The following is a 19,843-nucleotide window of genomic DNA, read 5'->3' as shown; positions in this document are numbered from 1 at the left end:
TCATTACCTCCTGCGCAGCGCCCAAACCTGCGCCGACGCGTCAACGATTTCCTGCCATGTAAGGCCATAATATTCTCTTAATTCTTCCGACGTGCCGCTGCTGACAAACTGGTCCGCAACCGCCACCGAACGCATTGGAACTGGATAGGTGCGGCTAAGGCACTCGGCCGCCGCCCCAAAGAGCCCGCCTATCGCGCCGTGCTCCTCGGCTGTGACGCAGCAGCCGGTCTTTCTGACGGACGAAAGCAGCGTCTGTTCGGGGAACGGTTTGATGCCGCAGCAGTCGATCACCTCGGCGCTTATGTTCTGCCGTTCAAGCTGATCCGCCGCCGCCAGAGCCTGGTTAACCATAATACCACAGGCACATATAGTTATGCCACTTCCTGGACGAAGAATTCTCGCGCCGCGAAAAATATTTGCCTCGTCCGGGCGTTCCTCCACATCGGGCGCCGCGGTGGAGCCAAGCCGGATATAGAGCGGGCCGTTTATATTTTCGCTTTCTGCCATCATCCCCTGCAGCGAGGTTTTGTCCGCGGGAATAAAAATATTCATGCCTGGAATGGTCCGCATTATCGCTATGTCTTCAAGAAGCTGCACCGCCGCCCCCTCGTGAGCGGAGGAAAAGCCGCCGTTTACAGCGGCTATCCTTACGGGAAGCTGCGGAAGCGCGGCCGCCTCGCGGATGTGTGAGTAGCTGCCGCCTGCTAGTTCAGATACGGAGCCCGTCACCCACGGTTTTTTTCCGGCAAGGGCAAGCCCAGCCGCCTTTAAAAGTCTGCTGCCGGCGCAGCCGTCGTCAACTATAAATTTGTCCGCAGGGAGCTTATCCAACAGCGGCGTTTTTGCCAGCTTTTCCGGCACAAGCATTATAAAATCTTCGTGTGTTACGGCGTATTCGGCGCTCAGCCTGCAAAAGGCGCTGAATGTCGATTCTCCGGGATTACCGTTCATTGGATTTAACCTCCAGTTCTTCTAGTGCCTGGTCCAGCTCCCCCATGCTCAGCACGTGGGCCGGCGATCTCTTTGCCGCATCTGTGACAAAGAGGCCTAGTTCCGCGTTTGCAAAGACGAGCAGCGCCTTTGGCGCAGCCGCTGAATAATCAAAGGAAGAAAAGGCGGCCTCAAGCGACAGCCAGTCCTCGGAGTTCGCGGTACGCGTCTGCCAGCCGCATGAGCCAAGCAATTTTTCGTTTTCGCAGCGGGAGCCTGCATCCGCTTTGCGCGAGAGCGCTATCATGATCAGATTTGAGGCAAAGGCGCGCCCCGCAAAGCGCAGTTCCTCCGCAAAGACCTTTGAGGAAAACGCGCTTTCATCGGTCATTATCACAACTCGCGGTGAATCCGCGCCGCGCCGCAGCGCGCCCGCAAGCGCGGAGGCCATGGCAAGCGCAGGCTCCGCCGTGACGCAGGGCGCGTCTATGCCGGGCGTCCTGCGGTAGTCGGGCAGCGCCTGAAGCATCGCGCCAAGCCTTCTGTAATGCCACAGGTGCTCGCGCTCAAAGTAACCGCGTCTTGCAAGCACGGCGTAAAGAGCTGGAACGGCGGCCGGCAGGTCCATGACGAAACGGTCTCTGTCTTCGCGCCTCGGCGTCTCGGGAACGAGCAGAAGCTCCTCCCAGTAAAGGTAGACGAGCAGGTTCGCCGCCGCCATAGAGGTCTCAAACGGCCCCGAACGCGCAAGGCCGACCATTCTCAGAACGTCTTTCTGTACCTCTTGCGCAATAAATTTAAGCTCTTCTATCCTTTTGTTATCCATTGCTCTCTCCCGACCAGCGCGGCAGCACTGCCTTCACGCCGGAAATAAAGTCTTTTTTTATCGTCCCGCGCACCGCGTCCAGCCTCGCCTCCGAAACCTGGACGCAAAGGGACGGCGTCTCTTGCTCACAGACCAGCGAAAGCCCGTATTCCGCGCAAAAAGCGCCGACCTTAGGGTCGTACGCGGAACCTGCGGAAGGCACTCCGCAAAGGCAGCTCAGTATCAAAAAATGAAGCCTCATACCGACCGCGCCTCCTGCATTTTGTGCGGCTTGCGAAAAATCGTCCAGCGAGCGCACGGTAATTATATCGCTCAAATCCGCATAATCAAATTTTTTGAATTTATCAAACAATGCCGCGTCATCGTCTGAAAGAGCTATGCCTGTGACGGAGAGCCCGCGCGCCTTGGCAAGCTCCGCCGCCCATTGCAGCGTAAGAGCGGCAAGTTCGTCGTGTCCCGGCCTGATATTTACAAGCAGTCGCTGCTGTGAGGCCGCCCTTTGCGGACGCAGCGACATTACAAGGTCCGGCGAAAGGCGAGCCGGTATTTTCCATTTTGAGAGCCACGCAAAGGAGGGCTTGTCGCGCACGGCAACGTCCGCGCAAAGCGAAAAGGCGTTTTTCGTAAGAGCGCGCGCCGCAAAGGAGCGCAGCGGGCCGACGGACTGCCCTGCCGCCATTATTTTGGCGCCGTGCAGCGCGGCTATGCGCACCACGGCGTAATAATAGAGGCACGAGCGGAGGCTCGTGCTCTCCTGAAAGAGGCCGCCTCCGCCAAGAAGCAGCGCCCTTGAGCTGCGGCAGGCGCGGCTCACCTCGCGCAGGTCCCACCTGTTGAAGGCGCGTATCCCAAGCCTTGCTTCGCTCTCACGCGGGGAGGCCGAAAGAACGGCGACAGATTCTTTTTTTATCCCACATTCCAGAAGCAAAGAAAGCACGGCCTCGGCAAGGAGCTCGTCGCCCAAGTTGCCGAAGCCGTAGTATCCAAGCAGCAGAAAATCATAAACCTTTGACATGTAAAAATTTACAGGCGCGCTGGTTTCGATTGCAAAATTTTATTTACCGCAAAGCTCAAAAGCGCCGTAAAGGCGACGCCTACTACGAGGCCGAGCCACCAGCCGTTGAGCACGCGGATGACGCTTAAGTAAAGCAGGGTATGGAAGTGGCAGAAAGTATTAACCGCAGAACAGAATCCCAGCACCGCCGCAATACGCACGGCTTCACGGTACCCTGACAGGAAATTATTGCGCACAAGATACCAGTAGAGCACAAGCGCGGGGTATCCGATAAGAAATTCTTTAGTTCTCGGCCGCACAACCATTACGCGTTCCATAAAGTCGCGGAAGGCGACCTCAAGGGCGGGCACGTTGGAGACGTTGTCGCTGCGCAGCGCCATGACGAGCATTGCGCCCAGCATAACGCCTATGATGACGAGCTCGCCCCATATCGCAGGACGCTCCAGTATCTCGCCGACACTTTCAGGATGCACGCGACGCACAAGGTCGTGGACCAACACAAGAAGCGGCGGCAGAAGCAGCGTCAGCTTCACGCCGGAAAAGGGCGTCAGGCGGAGAGCCGCAGCAGACGTTCCGTAGAAAGAAGCTATGGCAAGGCCGCCCGCCATAACGATAAACAGGCCGGCCACCGCTCCCTTGAACCTTTGGCGCGAACTTCCAAGCGCCGTAAGAGCCGCCTCCGTCGCAGCAAGTGCTCCACAGAAACCGCCAAGCAACTTCGCGGCGATGGAAACTTTCAACATGACGGCGCCAAGCGCAAAGGCAAAAACAAAGAGCAAAAGAGCGCCCTTGGGAGATACTGCGCCGCACTCCGCGCCGCGCATACGCTCTGCGAAAAACCACAGCGTGAAGATAAAGACGAGGCCGCAGGCCATAGCTCCGGCAAACGGAGCGGGCCAGGAGCCCATAGGTTTGGGCCAGCCCATCTTATACCCGTGCGCTTCAAGCTCTCCCTTGTAAAGCCCAAGGTCTTCTTTGAAAATCTCAAGGCGCCCGCCCATCTGAAGATCATACGGGTGCACAAGGAGCAGGCGTATCGAACGCTCGTGCACAGCCCTGATGAAGCGGTCCGTGATGGAGCTGCGTTTGACGTTGCGCGATATTATTTCATCGCGAGTCAGACTGTGCATCGGCACGACCATGCTGCCGGCCTTCTGCGCAAGCTGAGGCACTCCGACCTGTTTTATGAACTCAACCTGAGAAAGCGTTATGCCTCTTTCCTTCAAGACGGAGGCTATCTGTCCCAAATCGGGATAGCCGGGGGCTATGAGGCCCGAGGGTATTATGTTTTTGATCTGCGGATACAGTTTTGAAAGGTAAAGAAGGGCCTTCGCGGTATTTTCTCCTGTTGCGGGCGTACACGGGCCGGGACGGTAGAGAACGTTTATATTATATTTTTTGCAGAAATCAAGCGCCTGAAAATCAGGGACGAACGCCGAATATTTAAATTCATCAACTGTGCCGGGCAGCAGCAGCGTATTGTATTTTTTGCCGCGCACCAGCTCGCACGCGGGAAGTTTTTTACTTAAGTAGACGTATAGCCTCTCCGCGTCGGTCATGTCGGCCGGATAGCGGATAGCGGCTCTGTTTGCGTAGTCGCTGAATTTGGCGGAGTCAGAAAGCACGCCCGCCGCGCCAAATTTTATCGGCATCGCGTTGTAAAGCATCAGCTCGTCGCCCGTATATTCCGCGGCGGTCAGGCCAAAGACGCCAAGCGCGTGCAGCTCCTTCCACACGTCAGAAGCAGGCTTTTTGTTTTGATAGCCGAGTGAGCTTATCTCGCGATAGTCCACGGCGAAGGCCACCGTTTTATTGCGCCTTTCCGCGGCAAGGCGCGCCGTAAGCCCCGCAAGCGCGAGTATGACGGCAAGCAGCAACGCCCCGTAAAGCAGCGTTCTTTTATTCAGTCTTTTCATTCTTCTTTCCCCCATTGTTCATCAAGCGGCACTCCCATCTCGCGAAACATTGCGCTGAGGCAGTTGAGCGGAAGCCCCACCACATTGAAATAGCAGCCTTCGACACGGTCGACAAGCAGCGTGCCCTTTTCCTGTATAGCGTACGCTCCGGCCTTATCCATACATTCTCCCTGAGCGATGTAGGCGTTTATCTCTGCGTCTGAAAGGGGCCGAAAGCGAACGCGCGTCTCTTCATGGCGCACAAGCGTATCGCCAGACGGAGAAACAAGCGCAACTCCTGTGAAGACGGAATGAGCGCGCCCCGCAAGCAGTGACAGCATCTCAAAGGCCTCGCCGGAGCACGAGGGCTTGCCAAGCACTCGCCCGTCTACGACGACGACGGTGTCCGCCCCTATCGTCCAGCATCCCTTGTTGCGCGAGGCGACATCAGCCGCCTTTTCAGAGGCGAGGCGTTCGACCATCAGATGCGGCGCTTCGCCTTCAATTTTTTTCTCGTCAACTTCTGATGGAATGACCTTAAAATTCCAGCCCAGGCCGGCCAGCAGTTCTCGGCGCCTGGGACTGCCAGAGGCAAGTATAAGATTGTTCCTCATCTTGTTATAAATATCCCCGTTATTGCGCCGATGAGCGTCCCAAGATTGAGTTTGAGGGCAAATAGAAAGCCCAAACGTATCATTACGAAATTTATCTCTTTTATATCAACGGAAAAATCGACCACGTTGGCAAAGAGCACGGCCGTGGCGGGAAAACGCTGAAAAAATATCCCAAGCCACGTGCCCATGACAAGGCAGAGAAAAATTATGCCCCACCGGATAGAATAATTCTTAAAGAGGGCCATCTCACCACGCTCCGGTCAAAGTTGCCGTGACCACTGAAACGCCAAGGATGAAACAGTATATGCCGAAGAACCACCATTTAGAGTTTATGACGAGTTTTTTCAGAATGAAGAGCGACAGGAGGCCGCTTAAAAACGCGCTTACTGCGCCTATCATCCATCCGGCAGGAAGCGTTGAGACAAAGGTCTCCCAGCCGCCGATCTCAAGCGCCTGCACGAAGGCCGCGCCAAGAATGGCGGGAATCGAAAGGAGGAACGAGAACCTGAAGGCCGCCTCTTTGGAAAGCCCTACGGAAAGCCCAGCCAGGATAGTCATTCCAGAACGCGATACGCCGGGCATGACCGCTATGCCCTGAGCTATGCCGACATATACGCCGTCCATCAGCGACACTTTGCCGTATCCCTCTCTTATATACTTTGACGCCAAAAGCAGCACGCCTGTGATCGTCAGTCCTATCCCCACCAGCATGGAATTGAGCGACGCCTCTTCCGCGAAATTTTTAAGAGTCATGCCTATGGCGCCTGTGATCACCGTTCCTATGACAACGGCCCAGCCTACGCTCCAGCCCTGGCTCTTTCTGGCTTCAGGCGAGGTAAATCCTCTGCACCACTGCACAAAAAACGTCCAGATGTCGGTAAAGAAGAATATTATTGTAGCAAGCGTAGTCGAGACGTGCAGCACAAGATCGTAATTGAGCGGAGGCAGGCTGACTCCCAGAAAAATTTTAGCAAGCGCCAGATGTCCTGAGCTGCTCACCGGCAGAAATTCAGTAAAACCCTGCACAAACCCCAAAAGGATCACATCTAAATTCATTTAACAACACCTCATGCTTTCACTGCTTTGTCGTGATGACGCAGACGTTCTATATCAAATACCACCATCGCCAAGTTGTTGGCATGGTCTCCTACTCGTTCCAGATTGCTCAGAATGTCAATGAAGATGACGCCCGCGCCCGGTGTGCAGCCGCCCGCGTTGAGCCTGGCTATGTGCTGTGCGCGCAGTGTCTTCTCCATGTAATCTATACGTTCCTCAAGCGCAATCACCTCTTTTGCAAGCTCTATGTTCTCCTCTTCCAAAGCCTGAATGCTCTTTGTAAGAGCGGTGATCACCAGCTCAAACATCTCGTTGCCCTCTTCAAGCGCCATACGCGACAGCGTCAGCTTATGGTCCTGAAGATACTGCGACATCTCCACCAGATTTGTGGCGTGGTCGCCTATGCGTTCGACGTCTCCTACGGCGTTCGTGCAGGAGTTGAGCAAAAGCGAAAGGTCGCGTGAAAGCCCGGTCTGCCCCACTTCCGTCGAATAGCGGACTATCTCGTGCGTCAGCTCGTTTACGTTCGATTCGTAGCGGCCGACTTCGTCCGAATATTTTTCCTTATTTTCAATGATAAGTATGCGGCAGTCAACGATCATCTGAAGGGCGGACTGCGCCAGGCGGATCATTTCCTTACGGACGGCGTCTACCGCGGCCGCGCTAGATGCCGTTATGAGCGCCGGGTTAAGGTAAAGCGAGCCTGATTCGACGACGTTCTTGTCGTCCGGGATTATCTTCCTTATGAACTTTGCGTACTGCGCGACAAACGGCAGGAACATAAAGGCAATGATTATGTTGAAGATGGTATGCGCGTTAGCCACCTGGCGCGAGATATTATCGGCCGTCATTGCAATAAGAAGCGTATAGGCCGGCAGCACCATCATTATAGCTACGGTGCCAAGCACCTTTATCATGACGTGGGCCGCGGCCGCCTGCTTTGCCGCGCGGTTTGCCCCAAGAGAGGCAAGCACAGCCGTTATCGTCGTGCCTATATTGTCGCCAAGTATGATGATGATAGCGGTGTGCAGTGGAATGACGCCCTGCGCCGCTACCGCCATCGTAAGGCCTACCGTAGCCGAACTGGACTGGACTATCAATGTAATGACCAGTCCCGCCAAGAACGCGAGCATCGGATGGTTCCCAAAGGCCATAAGAAGATCGGGGCGCGTCTTTAGGAACGACATCGGCTGCTGCATCATCTCCATGCCTATAAATAGCAGCGCGAAGCCGATGATGCCGACGCCTATCTGCTTATGGCGCTTTTTGTGGCAGAGGATGCAGATAGCGGCCCCAACCACGGCGCACAGATAGGCGAAATTTGTTATCTTGAAGGCTATAAGCTGACCGGTTACGGTCGTACCGATATTGGCTCCAAGTATGACGCCTATAGCCTGCGTAAGGTTCATGAACCCTACGTCTACAAAGCTTACGACCATAACCGTGGTAGCGCTGCTGCTTTGCAGTATTGACGTAACGACCGTGCCGACCATCAGCCCCTTGATAGGGGTCCCCGTAAGTGAACCTATAAGCCTGCGGAGCCGGTCTCCCGCAATTATCTGCAAAGAGTCCCCCATGATGATGATTCCATAAATAAGAATTCCAACTCCGGCAAGCACCTGCAAAACAGATGTCACAGACATCAAATATCTCTCCTCAATGTAAATGCGGCATTATCTGCCGCATAAATTTAAATATATGTTACAAGTGGGATGATGGTAGGATAATTGCGCGACGTACGCGCGAATACCTCCCTCACCCGCTTGCGTATCTCCGTGGGAAGCGTCTCCCTCTTTGCGCCCGGCGTCCTCGCAAACTGACTTACCGCTCCTTTTACCGCGTTTTCAAGATCGCGGAAGGTGCTTCCGTCATCCGCCGAATAGACGCTGCCGCGCGTTTGGATCTGTATCGGCGCAACAGGACGCATCTCGTCGTCCAAGACGACGGAGGCGACAACAAGACCGTTTTCAGCCATCTCCTTGCGTTCGCGCAGGATGCTGCCTTCAAACTCACCGAGCACCATGCCGTCGATGAGGACGGGGCCCGCCTGAACGCGTCCGATTATTTCAGCCTTCGAGGCTCCTGTGAACTGCAGCACGTCGCCGTTTTGGAGAATAAAAATATTCTTCGACGGAACGCCCATTTCACGCGCAAGCTGCGCGTGACGCACAAGATGCCTGTACTCGCCGTGACACGGCACAAAGAACTTCGGGCGCACGAGGCTCAGCATCATCATCAGTTCGTCGCGTGAGGCGTGTCCCGATACGTGTATTTTTTCGTCACGCTCGTAGATGACCTCCGCGCCGCATCCGAAGAGACGGTTGACCGTCTGGCTCACAAGTTTCTCATTGCCAGGTATAGGCGTAGCGGAAATGATTATTAGATCCTTCGGCCCGAGCTTCACAAGGCGGTGCGTTCCGCGGCTCATAAGCACGAGGCCTGAGAACGGCTCGCCCTGGCTGCCCGTCGTGAGCACCACCACGCGGTTGTCTGGCATATTCTCCGCTTCCTGAGGGGTGATGACAAGCCCTTCAGGGACGTCGATATAGCCAAGACGCTCCGCCAAGTCGACGTTCGCTATCATACTGCGCCCGACAAGCACCACTTTGCGGTTGAAACGCGCAGCGGTTGAGATGATCATGCGCGTACGGTTCAAATTACTGGCGAACGTGGCGATGACTATCCTTTTATCTTTGTAAAGGCGGAATAGACGCTCGAAGGTCGTTTCGATAGTTTTCTCGGACGGCGTAGAGCCGGGCCTTTCGATGTTCGTAGAGTCGGACATCAAAAGAAGCACGCCTTCGTCGCCAAGCCTCGCAAGGGCGCTGTAGTCGGAACGAATGCCGTCTATCGGCGTAGGGTCGAACTTAAAGTCGCCGGTGTGTACGACGACGCCGGCCGGCGTGTGGATGGCAAGCGCGTTTGCATCGGGAATGGAATGGGAGACTGGAATAAACTGGACATGGAAGCATCCCGCGTCCACGCTGTCCCCCTGGGAGACATAGCGAAAATCAGGAGTGTAGCCAGTTTTTACGTCAAGCATTTTGTTTTCGATGAGGCCGCCTGCAAGCCGCGTGCAGTATACGGGGACATTGAGCCTCGGGAGCACGAACGGAAGCGCCCCTATGTGGTCTTCGTGACCGTGGGTAATGAATATACCCTTTATCTTAGCCTTATTTTCCATAAGGTATTCGATATCTGGAATTACAAAATCAATTCCCAGCATATCCTCTTCCGGGAACTTAAGGCCGCAGTCCACTATGATAAATTCCTCGCCATAGCCGAATACAGTTAAGTTTTTGCCTATCTCGCCCATGCCGCCAAGCGGGCACACGGTGAGATTAGCGCTCTTTCTTTTGTGTTTATGATTTTTTACAGACTTCTTTTCGGGATCTGCCATTAATACAACTCCCCTCCAATGTATTATCCTATCACGAGATGTGATATTGAGCTATAGTTTTATGTTAACTATCTTGATTAATTTGACAATGCTATTCTGCGGGTCTAGCTTTCCATGTTTATTGATAATTTGGAAGTTCCACTTTTCGCTCGCGGCTGACGTAGGACATCGGAGTATATCGCCGCTGGCAATTTGTCATTTTGTTATTGACATAAAGATAATTTTAGTTATAATTATTCGCGTGCTTCGGCAGAGGCAGTGGTGAAAGATGCGCCTGTAGCTCAGTTGGATAGAGCAACTGCCTTCTAAGCAGTGGGCCGGGGGTTCGAGTCCCTTCAGGCGCGCCACTTTAGAAAAGCACCGAAAGTTGTATGGTGAGTGTAGCTCAATTGGTTAGAGTACCGGATTGTGGTTCCGGTGGTTGCGGGTTCAATTCCCGTCACTCACCCCACTTATAACTTTCATATATGATGGATCGTTAGCTCAACTGGCAGAGCACCTGACTCTTAATCAGGGGGTTACAAGTTCGATTCTTGTACGATCCACCATTTTTATTCCAAAAAGCCGGACCTCAAGGCTTATATGGATCGTTAGCTCAACTGGCAGAGCACCTGACTCTTAATCAGGGGGTTACAAGTTCGATTCTTGTACGATCCACCATTGAACATTTTTGGGCGTAAGCCCATTTTTTTATGCCATTTTGCAAAGGTTCCTCAGAAATCCTCGGCGTGGGATTGAAAGCGCGTCGCCTCCACCGGCGAGTTTTGCAATGTTTTTTCGTCTGTCTTAAACTCTGATTTGCTTTTCCAGTTTTTTTCTGAATCCGGCCTTTCGCATAGCACAGCGGGCTTCAGAACGGGCCTCTTTCCCTCGTTGTTTAAACGGTCTATTACGGTCATGGCCGCCCTGCGCCTTTCACAAGCTTCGTCGGCGAAAAGATTCGTCTGCCTACCCAAAGATACGTTTGACAGATTAGAGAGGATAACGCCGCATTTTTTATATTGGCGTCCGTCCGTATATATCTGTTTCAGAAGCTCAGTCGCGATTTTGATAAACGTTCCGTCAAGTGTCTCCGGTTCATGAAAGACGAAGTCCTTCCCCATTGCGTAATAATCATTGCCAAAACGATTTGTCGCCACATACACCTCCATTTTTCCGGCTGAAAGCCCGGCTCGCCGCATTTGCGCAGCGGCAGAGACGGTAAACGAGATAAGGGCGTCCAGCACCCCGGAAAAGGTAGTTATCGGCTCTCCAAAAGAGCGCGAGACCATAATGCTCTGCTGAGGCCTGCGCTTATTCTGAACGGGGTTTACGGAGAAACCGCGCAGCTCCCATGCCGTATATAGCCCTGGCATATTATATTTATCCTTGATCCACGTGTCCTCTCGTGCCGCAAACTGGGCCACGTTGCTGATACCGGCGCGGCTCAGACTCTCCGCCATCTTAGGGCCGATGCCCCAAACGTCGCGGCAGGGAAAGGCGCTCATGAAACCGGCACTTTTATATCTTGACTTATCCATCCAAAGAACGCCGTTAGTCTCACGGTGCTTCTTCGCGTACTCAGTTCCAAGCTTCGCCAAAGTTTTCGTAGGAGCGATGCCTATCGAGATGGGAATGCGGCATCGCCGCCATATCTCCTGACGCAGCTTTTCACAATAGGAAAATGGATCTGAAATGGTAGGGATGGCGAGATTAAAGAAAGATTCATCTATAGAATATATCTCCTGACAGTCTGTGTAGCTCCGGATAACAGCCATCACTTCGGAGGAGATGCCCTGATATATCCTGTGGTTTGCGGAACGAATGGCGACGCCGTGATAGGCCAGCAGCTCTCTATATTTAAAAAACGGAGCGCCCATCTGCACACACATCGCCTTGACCTCGTTCGAACGTGAGATAATGCAGCCGTCATTGCCGCTCAGCACAACAACGGGCCTTCCTTCAAGTTCCGGACAGATCCGCCGCTCACAAGAACAGAAAAAATTATTGCAGTCCGCCAATCCAATTCGGCGATCAGATAATTCATCCCTGAGCATATCTACAACGCCCCCAAGAAGAGATACTTATTGTATTGTTTTATATCATAGGCATACATATATGTCAATCACAAGTAAACAAAGGCTGATCACAATAGATCGTTAGCCCGCAATAGTCGTGATCCATACTAGCTTACGCCTATTTACATCTTAGGCTTGCGACAATACCTCCGCCTGATTTATTGGAAGTCATCTCAAAGACAGCTATATTCATAATCAACACTATACGAGTGACTAAAAATTGGTGATATATCCGTGAGTTTTCAATGACCAATAAAAAAGACCTTCGGAAAATTCCGAAAGTCTTGTGTTTGCAATGGTGGGCGATATTGGGTTCGAACCAACGACTTCCACCGTGTGAAGGCGATTCTGCTTAAAAGTAGCTATTTTAGGTAGTTTGATAATGTTTAAAAATGCTGACTATCACCGTATATATCTAAATTCACCTTTTACTTTCATATCTTCCGTGATATAATTTTTTACGAAAAACGGTAGCCAATCGGTAGCCACTGGAAGCCATAAAAATGGGAGAAAAAGATGAAAGCCAAACTCACTCAGACAATGATAGCATCTTTAGGCGTCCCTGATAAGAGGTATTCTATCAGGGATACTCAGATAGCCGGACTTACCTTGCGAGTAGGCATCTCGGGCAACAAGACCTTCTACCTTGATTATAAAATCAACGGCGCACGCAAATGGTATCTTATCGGCGATGCTGCCTTTATCTCCCTCCAGGAAGCGCGCCGTGACGCTCAGGCCTTTCTCGGCATTCTTGCACGGGGAGAAGACCCTCTCAAAGTTCCAGAGATAGAAAAGACCTGCGGCATGATTCGGGATAACTATTACGAGCAATGGGTCATGGAACACCGGAAGAGCGGCGGAGAGACCATTAAAGGCCTGAAACGGTACTTCACAGCCTTTGACGACAAGCCCGTCTCAGAGCTCACGCTTGCCGACATGGAGATATGGCGGCGGGAGATGCGAGAAACGAGGCATTTAAAAAACGCCACGCTGAACAGATCTGCCGGATACTTGACTTCAATGCTCAACTGGGCCGTCGATAAGAAAATCATCGCGGGCAACCCGCTTGCAGAGTTAGATCACCTGAAAGAGACAGATTCTAAAAAGGCATGGCGGTTCTTGTCCAAAAAAGAGATCGTAGTCTTGAGGAGTGCGCTCGACTCCAGAGACAAGTTGGTACGCAATGGCACGAAAAAATGTATCTATGACACCCCCTTGTCCGGGGACTACCCCGATCCGCTTACCCCTATGGTAATGACAGCTTTATATTCCGGCATACGCTGGGGCTCCCTGATTACGCTGCGCTGGAGCAGCCTCGACCTGATACATGGCAGCATATACCTTGAGGCTGACGATACAAAGTCCGAGGATATGCAGAGCATCCCCATCAGCGGCGTACTGCTGCCGGTGCTGGACAAATGGAAAAAAGAGCTGCCATCAGCTTCGGGAGACCTGGTCTTCCCTGCTCCAAAAGGCGGCCTGTTCTACAACGTAAACGACGCATGGTATGAGCTGCTCTCCGATTCCGGCCTTGGTCATCTGCGCTGGCACGATCTCCGTCACACCTTCGCAAGCCAGCTCGTAATCGCCGGAGTACCGCTTAACACCGTTCGCGAGCTGCTGGGGCACAAAAGCATAAAAACAACCCTGCGATACGCGCATCTGGCGCCGCAGGGGTTGAAATCGGCTGTGGATATATTAAAATAAACGCAGTGCCACAATACACAATAAAGATGTCTGGAGGCTATAAATACAATGTCAGATAATAACGATACGCAGGAATTGACCTCCGATCAAGTTAAGAGGTTATATAAGCGGCTTATTTCCCGGCTAGCACGCATTTATTGCGAAGATTTTCAAAAAACATTTTTGAACGATTCCAAGGTTCCAGATACTCAGCGAGGTTCCATAAGCATTACAAAGCAAGAATTTATTTATCCATCTACACTAAAGCCAAAACAAGACGAAGGAACTTCAAAGTTTTATGACAAAAAATGCGATTCTGGCCTGCAAAAGTCTATTGTTTTGCTCATAGAATCACCTCATAAATCAGAATATGTGCAAAAAAATTATAAAAATAGAGAATTAATGCCTATTTATCCAGCTCAGAGTGAAACAGGAGATAATATAGACAAGTTCTTAACAAAAGCATTGCATATCATCCTGAAGCAAAACCGTGTGAACATGTCACCAAACTGCGAAAACACTCAAGACTTAATTCGTGATATCAAACCAGAATGTCCGCTTGTAATCTGCAATGCGATTCAATACCAGACATCCCTTGATTTTGCAAGAAGTAGTATCAAACGAGGAATAAAACTAGATGAAACTATAAGAGATAATATGTTCGAATTGTTATGGGAAATAAAAGCAATTCAGGACGATCTTCTCAAGCGTCTGCGTTCATATAATCCTGTATGGATCATAGATGCAGTTACCGGACTAGAATTAGAAAAAGATGGGAAAATAGTCGAAAACAACGGGCTCAATCAACTAGTATATGGTTTTTTAATAAATAATTTTAAGGAAACACCCATCTCACGATGCTATCACCCGGCCTATTGGAATAATTGGAAGCGATTGGGGGGTGCGGACAAAAACACAAACAAAATTGTCGGATATGACAACCCCAGCAAAACATAGAATGATATAAGCCTCATAATGGTGGAATCAGTCGTCGAATGTTTACATTGTATCCTAAACGAGAGCTTCTAAGATTTTCAAGAGAATTCCCCTCTTGTAATTAAGGCATGCGTTCTCTTTGAAATCATTAAAAGCGTGATGAAAAACCAAAAAATAATAGTATACGAAAAGACAGAAAAGATATAGTTCAATGGCAAATATACCTTGCAGTTTGCAGAAAAGGCGGCTGTTGATAGAGACCAAAAAAACATTATGATGACCTCAAACAAAGCAGTTAGAATTCCAAAAGAAACATTGGAGTATAATTCTTTTATTAATTGTGACGTTATTTCTGATTCTTGTTTATCTCTACTTTGAGGTGTTACTTCGTTCATCCGTTTTTTTATCTTAATCCTAAGATCGCAAAGTAGAATCTGGACATTAAAAAGCAAAGCTCCAAAAATAGACATAATAGTAATTGTAATTGTTGAAATGGTAGAATTCAAAGGTGAGAGCAACGCGCATAACAGAGAGATAAGAGTCGGAGCAATAAAGAAAAAAAATACTTCTGACTTTTTTATTCTCTTACTATTAAAATTATGAAGGGTATGATAATGTTCGTTTATTATATCGTTTATCGATAATTTCTCAAACAATAGATTTTCCTCCTTCGATTATTTATTTCTCTGATGAGAAACTCTCTGGTTTTTCCGGCTTTACTATTGACAAGTTATAGCATAGTTCGCAGAGATAATCAAAGGCTTTATCGCAGACATAAGTAAAAGTAGGCCATCCATGTTCCGTCTCTCCTTCCGGAGGCACTATTTCTCTTGATTCTATAAAGCCGTCTGAATCAATCAAATTAAACACCTTGGTTTTTCTCGTCTGTTTTTCCTTTGAAATTTCTAATTTTATAGTATCGTAGTCAAATCCAATATCAAGACGGGCTAGCCCCGCCGTGCTCTCTTTATTTTTTAGGCGCTGAAAAAGATCTTCTCCGAGTAATTTATGAATCGTTCTTTTCCTGAGTTTGGTAAAAGTTAAAACGGCCTTTGCACTCTCCTCATCATCATCGGCTCCAATTTTATTCGCGATGTCTAAAGGCAACTTATCTTTTAAGAATTTAATAGAAACAATTTCGCCTGAAGTCATATACTCGTATAAAAGATTGATGTCAAGGTAAGGAAGAAAACCTAGTGTCATACCATCTTCTTTATGATATTCGTTGAATCTATTGGCTATTGCTTTTGTTAAAACGCTTTTAATTCCGATATTCCCATTTTTCTGTAAAACTAAAAGGCACCTACAATATCCTTCTGGTATATAGATCATATACACATACTTGAGCAATTCAACGTCATTCTCTGTCCTATCATAAGACTTAGAACCGGTTCTGCAGTCTTTCAATTCTGCAGCGTATCCGAAAGTTCCGTTTTTTATTTGCCCCCATAAAAGGCGTCCCTTCCTAAAATGAGAAACACCCTCGAATGCATGCTGAGATTTCCCATCACTCACCAATGTCCCTATTGTGCTGAAATAACCTTGGCACAAATCTGCAAAATCTTCTCCATTATTTAAAACAGATAGTACTTGGAGACCACGGTCATTGATATTCTTTGCATTTAGATGTTCACCAATATAACCGTGATATCCAGTTATTGAACTTTCCATTAAATCCACCTCTTTCTGGAATCAATAACCTGCCATTGCAGGGTGTCACTTGATATTTAGGGTGTATCTTGTCTGTTTCTAGTACGGGTGTAGATGTGCTTAAATTATTGTAATTCTAAGCTAATTTCTGCTTGACCTTATGATCCTCATAAAAGCGCATGCAATCATAGAGAACTTCTTTTACATCGGCCAGTGTTTTTTCGTCTGTCTCGTCAAACTCTATGCTAAGTCTGTCACGAAGATTACGTGCCAGAGTGTCAAGAGCCTTGCCCGCAACGTATATTTTCCCCCGACACTTCCGGGTGCTGATCGGTGTTTCGCTCAGCGGAAAGCCGCAGTGCGGACAGGTATAGGCTCTGTCGGAGGTTTGATTTGTACATTCAGGACAGTTTATCAACGACATCAAATTCACTACTTCTATCCGCTATTCGCACAAGCCTCTTTTGCCTTTGCAATCACATCTTCCAAATTGGGATAATTGATATACTCTAACACCTACTCCTTCCGGGGCCTAATGAGCTTTCTTAATTGCAACAAGAGCATTAAATACCTCCGTAAGTTCCTCTTCCGTCAGGCTGTCGAAATCTTCCAGTTTTTTGATAGCGACATTCACCATCTCCTCTTTCACCGATTTTGTCGAGTCTTCTGCTATAAAAAAAGATGCGATATTGCCGGTCAATACGCCGATAAAGCCTATTCCGGCCAGCATCAGGACGGAAGCGACTATTCTGCCTCCAACGGTACGAGGCGAAATATCCCCGTATCCTACCGTCGTAGCCGTCACGAACGACCACCATAGGGCATCTTCGACGTCCATTTTTTCAAAGTAAATAATCATGGCCGAACCCAGAAGAACAATGCCGCAGGTGATAATTAGCACATACTGGAAGCTGTGCCGTGTCATAAACCGGTTCGTAGCTCCCAGGGCTCTGCCGAAATAAGCTATTATTCTTGCCATTCTGGCGATGCGCAGCACCCGCGCAAACTGCATAACCCTGAAAATTCGCAGAACCCGAAGCCCTTTCAGAATGGCGTTAAAAGGAAGAATGGCAATGAGTTCTAGAACGTGTGTTTTTATGTATGAGCTCTTATTCGCGGACAGGAATAATCCTATGAAATAATCAGCGATAAAAATGCCCCAAATGACGTTATCTGCTATTTGAAGCAACATCTGCTCTTCTGGCGGCATAGATACATGGCCGTCAACCACGATGATAATCACTGACCCTAGGGCCAGCAACATTATAAAAAAGTTATATAGACGGCTGTGCTGAGGGTTACATATCATTTTGAAAACGCGATAGCTTAGTCATCATCCGAATTTTCATCGGGACTTGATAAAAGCGCTATTTTCGAACTGTCAAAATCTTTCGTGTTTGCAACCAGCCATGATTCCTGTACCGCTGGGTCTTCATCAAATTGTTTTTCAAGAGCAATAGTATCATAATATTCTCTAGCCTCAGACTGGAGAGTCCATTTAATTTCCTTGATACCTAGCGTCTCAATTTCTTCCTTTACACTTGCAATAGTAGCTTTATAAAACTCCTTTCTGTTATTTATTTTATTTACCCTGGACAATGCAAAATGCTTATGCAACGCGTTCTCAAGTGAAGGTGCGTCTTGACTCCAAATCATTGCGTGGACATCAAACGCAAATGGTACGCTGGCGTCCCCCAGTTCTTTGACTCTATCAAGAGGTTCTAAGCGCCGTGTCATGCCAATCTTTAATATGTCCTCACCAAGTGATCCCACATTTGAAATAATATAAACATGGCCGCTCTTCGTTTGCTGAGCCATAGATAAAGCCTTCTGGTTTTTCTCCTCAGCTTCTTTTAGTTTAGCCTCTAGCTCTGCAAGTTGAGATTCGTATTTGCTTTTTTGCTCCTCATTAGCCACGGCATATTTTTCGCGCGCCTTAGCGAGAGCAGACTGAATAACTTCTTCCTGCTTGGCCGCATCTTTCATAGCCCTTTCGATTTCACGACGTGCCTTTTCCTCGTCGCGCATCTGGTCTCGAATTGCACGTTGCTCTTCTTTGTCTTTTTCCTTCATTTCATAAAGTATGGTGCCAAATCTCAATGCCTCATAATATTGTTCTAAAAATGCTTTGGTTATTCGAGCATCTCTGAAAGATTTGCCATTGTGATTAACCAGAATGAAAGCGTCATGCAGTTCTTGCTTCAACTGTCCATAGTTGTCTTTTTTTATCTTACTGAGAATGACCGTGGCTTTTCCATTAAAAGCATCCACAACAAAGTCTACAGCGGTTGCTTTTCTGTGTGGTTCAACATAGTCACATGTGGCAGCGGTTCTGTTTTCCACCATGACATCAATTTGTCTTTTGATATTTTTGTAATCCTGCGCAGCTTTATCAAAGCCATATTCATCGGCAAGGTCATCCAAAAGGATCCTACCAGGAATGATGTACCTATTTCCGTACCCCTCGATTTTATTGAGCATAGCATCTGCAATGTCTTTATATTGGTCGGCATGTTCTTTGATAGTGTAGGCTTCTCCAGCAATTTCCTTTGCCTTCTCCTGCGCGCTTAGCATGATATCCATAGCATTCTTTTGTGAAAATTGCAACGTGGCATTTGCTCTTAGCTCCACTTCAGCGGCTTTTTCTTTCGCCTGAGCAATTATTGTTCTTTTCTCTTCTTGTACTTTGTTTAACTCTTCCTGTGATCCTTCCAGCATTTGTTCAGCTTCCGCTTTAGCCTTCTGAATAATTTCGTCAGCATCATTCTGAGCGGTCGTTTTTATTTGCTCTGCTTCATGCCGTTTATTCTCTATTATCTTATCGATATCAAGGATGCCATCATATTTTTCAAGCGAAGCGATACGTTCTTGGAAAGATTGCGATTGGCTGAGTAAATTCTTTGTTTTTTTCCTTTGAACTAAAAAAAGGATTAAGAAGATTACTGCCGGCCCAAAAAGAATAAACAGCGCTATGACATTTGCCACAAAAAACCCTTCCCTTCCAAATTTATAATTGCATTTCAGAATATGAGAGGAGCGTTTGAAAAAGCCAAGACATTAGAATGAGATTGCACCTACTCGTTTACAATGCACTCGACATACGAACAAATATCCCACATTGAAACGTGTTTTTTACTTTAGGCTCGAACCTTTAAAGTTCTGGGTAGAGCTGTATTATCAGGCTGTTTTTACTTGCTTTTCTGTATCTCTCAAAGAATCCAACATTGCTATGCAGGAGACAAGTACATCATGTGTAATTTTTAGATCGTCTGCATCCATGTGGTATATCTCTTGCTTAAGCCTTCCGCGAAATTCTGCGGCGGCGGTAGGAATATCTCCATGCGTAATTTTAGGCGCGTCAGGCTGATCTGTGTTCATGCGTGGAGCTTTGACGGTATACATAACATCTTCGTTTTGTGCCGGCGGTTCTGATTCTTCCGATAACCCCATTAAATAATCGGTTGATACATTTAATGTCCTTGAAATCTTCTTTAGAGTACGAAAACTAGGTTTCTTTTTTCCGGTCTCGTATCTGGAAATAGATGTTTGTGTGACACCAATTGCTTCTGCAAGAGATTGACCGCTTAGTCCAATTTTTGTCCTAGAATCTTTGATTCTTTCGGCAGTTATATCACTCGTCATCTAGTTTATTCTCCTTAACAAATTAACATCATTATACCCAATGGGGTTTTAACTTGCAAAAACTTTACGGGCATAATTATCCCCCTGGGGTATTGACATAAATAGCCCCTAAGGGTATATTAATGAACATTAAGGG

At 48.6% G+C, this 19,843-nt stretch carries 17 protein-coding genes and 4 tRNA genes; 6 read left to right on the top strand and 15 right to left on the bottom strand.

Features of this window, described 5'->3' with window-relative positions; genetic code table 11:
* Positions 1 to 3: 3 nt before the first annotated feature.
* From RRY12_01555 to RRY12_01515, 9 genes are read right to left on the bottom strand one after another with little or no spacing between them, the layout of a single operon-like run.
* Positions 4 to 951: a transketolase C-terminal domain-containing protein gene (locus tag RRY12_01555; GenBank protein ID MEG2183345.1), complete on the bottom strand. Its 948-nt coding sequence runs from the start codon at positions 949 to 951 to the stop codon at positions 4 to 6.
* On the bottom strand, positions 941 to 1,756 hold the full coding sequence (locus RRY12_01550) for a hypothetical protein (protein ID MEG2183344.1): 816 nt from the start codon (positions 1,754 to 1,756) through the stop codon (positions 941 to 943). The genes RRY12_01555 and RRY12_01550 overlap by 11 nt, the downstream gene beginning before the upstream one ends.
* Positions 1,749 to 2,771: a polysaccharide pyruvyl transferase CsaB gene (gene csaB, locus RRY12_01545; protein MEG2183343.1), complete on the bottom strand. Its 1,023-nt coding sequence runs from the start codon at positions 2,769 to 2,771 to the stop codon at positions 1,749 to 1,751. Before csaB ends, RRY12_01550 begins: the two co-directional genes overlap by 8 nt.
* A gap of 8 nt (positions 2,772 to 2,779) precedes the next feature.
* Positions 2,780 to 4,687: a DUF5693 family protein gene (locus RRY12_01540; protein ID MEG2183342.1), complete on the bottom strand. Its 1,908-nt coding sequence runs from the start codon at positions 4,685 to 4,687 to the stop codon at positions 2,780 to 2,782.
* A complete protein-coding gene (locus tag RRY12_01535) occupies positions 4,684 to 5,280 on the bottom strand; it encodes a Maf family protein (protein MEG2183341.1) in 597 nt (198 codons plus the stop codon). The genes RRY12_01540 and RRY12_01535 overlap by 4 nt, the downstream gene beginning before the upstream one ends.
* Positions 5,277 to 5,525, bottom strand: a complete 249-nt coding sequence (locus tag RRY12_01530; GenBank protein MEG2183340.1) for a hypothetical protein — start codon at positions 5,523 to 5,525, stop codon at positions 5,277 to 5,279. Before RRY12_01530 ends, RRY12_01535 begins: the two co-directional genes overlap by 4 nt.
* Before the next feature lies 1 nt (position 5,526).
* Positions 5,527 to 6,336 (bottom strand): undecaprenyl-diphosphate phosphatase, encoded by an 810-nt coding sequence (locus RRY12_01525; GenBank protein ID MEG2183339.1) that lies wholly within the window; start codon positions 6,334 to 6,336, stop codon positions 5,527 to 5,529.
* Between the two features lie 11 nt (positions 6,337 to 6,347).
* The gene (locus tag RRY12_01520) at positions 6,348 to 7,979 is read right to left on the bottom strand and encodes a Na/Pi cotransporter family protein (protein ID MEG2183338.1); all 1,632 of its coding nucleotides are present in this window, start codon (positions 7,977 to 7,979) and stop codon (positions 6,348 to 6,350) included.
* Positions 7,980 to 8,026: 47 nt separating this feature from the next.
* Complete coding sequence (locus RRY12_01515; GenBank protein MEG2183337.1) at positions 8,027 to 9,736, bottom strand: ribonuclease J; 1,710 nt, start codon at positions 9,734 to 9,736, stop codon at positions 8,027 to 8,029.
* A gap of 270 nt (positions 9,737 to 10,006) precedes the next feature.
* On the opposite strand from RRY12_01515, the gene RRY12_01510 reads away from it, so the two are divergent.
* The 4 genes from RRY12_01510 (at position 10,007) to RRY12_01495 (ending at position 10,396) form a co-directional block, all read left to right on the top strand.
* Positions 10,007 to 10,083: transfer RNA gene (locus RRY12_01510), tRNA-Arg, on the top strand.
* A 27-nt stretch (positions 10,084 to 10,110) separates the two neighbouring features.
* A tRNA-His gene (locus tag RRY12_01505) sits at positions 10,111 to 10,187 on the top strand.
* A 21-nt stretch (positions 10,188 to 10,208) separates the two neighbouring features.
* Positions 10,209 to 10,284: transfer RNA gene (locus tag RRY12_01500), tRNA-Lys, on the top strand.
* A gap of 36 nt (positions 10,285 to 10,320) precedes the next feature.
* A tRNA-Lys gene (locus tag RRY12_01495) sits at positions 10,321 to 10,396 on the top strand.
* Between the two features lie 53 nt (positions 10,397 to 10,449).
* On the opposite strand, the gene RRY12_01490 is transcribed toward RRY12_01495, so the two are convergent.
* Positions 10,450 to 11,772 carry a Y-family DNA polymerase gene (locus tag RRY12_01490; GenBank protein MEG2183336.1) on the bottom strand — a complete coding sequence of 441 codons (1,323 nt, stop codon included), beginning with the start codon at positions 11,770 to 11,772 and terminating at the stop codon, positions 10,450 to 10,452.
* Positions 11,773 to 12,309: 537 nt separating this feature from the next.
* Here RRY12_01490 and RRY12_01485 point away from each other — a divergent pair.
* Together RRY12_01485 and RRY12_01480 are read left to right on the top strand one after the other, a co-directional pair.
* Complete coding sequence (locus RRY12_01485) at positions 12,310 to 13,500, top strand: tyrosine-type recombinase/integrase (protein ID MEG2183335.1); 1,191 nt, start codon at positions 12,310 to 12,312, stop codon at positions 13,498 to 13,500.
* 48 nt (positions 13,501 to 13,548) lie between these two features.
* Positions 13,549 to 14,436, top strand: a complete 888-nt coding sequence (locus RRY12_01480) for a hypothetical protein (GenBank protein MEG2183334.1) — start codon at positions 13,549 to 13,551, stop codon at positions 14,434 to 14,436.
* Between the two features lie 77 nt (positions 14,437 to 14,513).
* Here the strand turns inward: RRY12_01480 and RRY12_01475 are convergent, their stop codons facing one another.
* The 5 genes from RRY12_01475 to RRY12_01455 form a co-directional block, all read right to left on the bottom strand.
* A complete protein-coding gene (locus tag RRY12_01475; protein ID MEG2183333.1) occupies positions 14,514 to 15,071 on the bottom strand; it encodes a hypothetical protein in 558 nt (185 codons plus the stop codon).
* A gap of 22 nt (positions 15,072 to 15,093) precedes the next feature.
* A complete protein-coding gene (locus RRY12_01470) occupies positions 15,094 to 16,086 on the bottom strand; it encodes a hypothetical protein (protein MEG2183332.1) in 993 nt (330 codons plus the stop codon).
* Between the two features lie 511 nt (positions 16,087 to 16,597).
* Positions 16,598 to 17,374 carry a potassium channel family protein gene (locus RRY12_01465; GenBank protein MEG2183331.1) on the bottom strand — a complete coding sequence of 259 codons (777 nt, stop codon included), beginning with the start codon at positions 17,372 to 17,374 and terminating at the stop codon, positions 16,598 to 16,600.
* A gap of 17 nt (positions 17,375 to 17,391) precedes the next feature.
* Positions 17,392 to 19,050, bottom strand: coding sequence for a DUF4041 domain-containing protein (locus tag RRY12_01460; protein MEG2183330.1), 1,659 nt, complete (start codon positions 19,048 to 19,050; stop codon positions 17,392 to 17,394).
* A 192-nt stretch (positions 19,051 to 19,242) separates the two neighbouring features.
* Entirely contained in the window at positions 19,243 to 19,707 is a 465-nt protein-coding gene (locus RRY12_01455) for a helix-turn-helix domain-containing protein (protein MEG2183329.1), read from the bottom strand.
* Between the last annotated feature and the right edge of the window lie 136 nt (positions 19,708 to 19,843).

It is taken from the genome of Cloacibacillus sp., from assembly GCA_036655895.1.
Classification (GTDB): domain Bacteria; phylum Synergistota; class Synergistia; order Synergistales; family Synergistaceae; genus JAVVPF01.
Note: the sequence above shows the minus strand (reverse complement) of the source record. Positions and strands in the feature narration are given on the sequence as shown.

Excerpts from the sequence above, each read along its gene's own strand:
- RRY12_01455 (MEG2183329.1), bottom strand. The coding sequence starts at position 19,707 with ATGACGAGTGATATAACTGCCGAAAGAATCAAAGATTCTAGGACAAAA.
- RRY12_01535 (MEG2183341.1), bottom strand. The coding sequence starts at position 5,280 with ATGAGGAACAATCTTATACTTGCCTCTGGCAGTCCCAGGCGCCGAGAA.
- RRY12_01540 (MEG2183342.1), bottom strand. The coding sequence starts at position 4,687 with ATGAAAAGACTGAATAAAAGAACGCTGCTTTACGGGGCGTTGCTGCTT.
- RRY12_01550 (MEG2183344.1), bottom strand. The coding sequence starts at position 1,756 with ATGGATAACAAAAGGATAGAAGAGCTTAAATTTATTGCGCAAGAGGTA.
- RRY12_01530 (MEG2183340.1), bottom strand. The coding sequence starts at position 5,525 with ATGGCCCTCTTTAAGAATTATTCTATCCGGTGGGGCATAATTTTTCTC.
- RRY12_01490 (MEG2183336.1), bottom strand. The coding sequence starts at position 11,772 with ATGCTCAGGGATGAATTATCTGATCGCCGAATTGGATTGGCGGACTGC.
- RRY12_01520 (MEG2183338.1), bottom strand. The coding sequence starts at position 7,979 with ATGTCTGTGACATCTGTTTTGCAGGTGCTTGCCGGAGTTGGAATTCTT.
- RRY12_01485 (MEG2183335.1), top strand. The coding sequence starts at position 12,310 with ATGAAAGCCAAACTCACTCAGACAATGATAGCATCTTTAGGCGTCCCT.
- RRY12_01525 (MEG2183339.1), bottom strand. The coding sequence starts at position 6,336 with ATGAATTTAGATGTGATCCTTTTGGGGTTTGTGCAGGGTTTTACTGAA.
- RRY12_01555 (MEG2183345.1), bottom strand. The coding sequence starts at position 951 with ATGAACGGTAATCCCGGAGAATCGACATTCAGCGCCTTTTGCAGGCTG.
- csaB (MEG2183343.1), bottom strand. The coding sequence starts at position 2,771 with ATGTCAAAGGTTTATGATTTTCTGCTGCTTGGATACTACGGCTTCGGC.
- RRY12_01515 (MEG2183337.1), bottom strand. The coding sequence starts at position 9,736 with ATGGCAGATCCCGAAAAGAAGTCTGTAAAAAATCATAAACACAAAAGA.
- RRY12_01465 (MEG2183331.1), bottom strand. The coding sequence starts at position 17,374 with ATGATATGTAACCCTCAGCACAGCCGTCTATATAACTTTTTTATAATG.
- RRY12_01470 (MEG2183332.1), bottom strand. The coding sequence starts at position 16,086 with ATGGAAAGTTCAATAACTGGATATCACGGTTATATTGGTGAACATCTA.
- RRY12_01480 (MEG2183334.1), top strand. The coding sequence starts at position 13,549 with ATGTCAGATAATAACGATACGCAGGAATTGACCTCCGATCAAGTTAAG.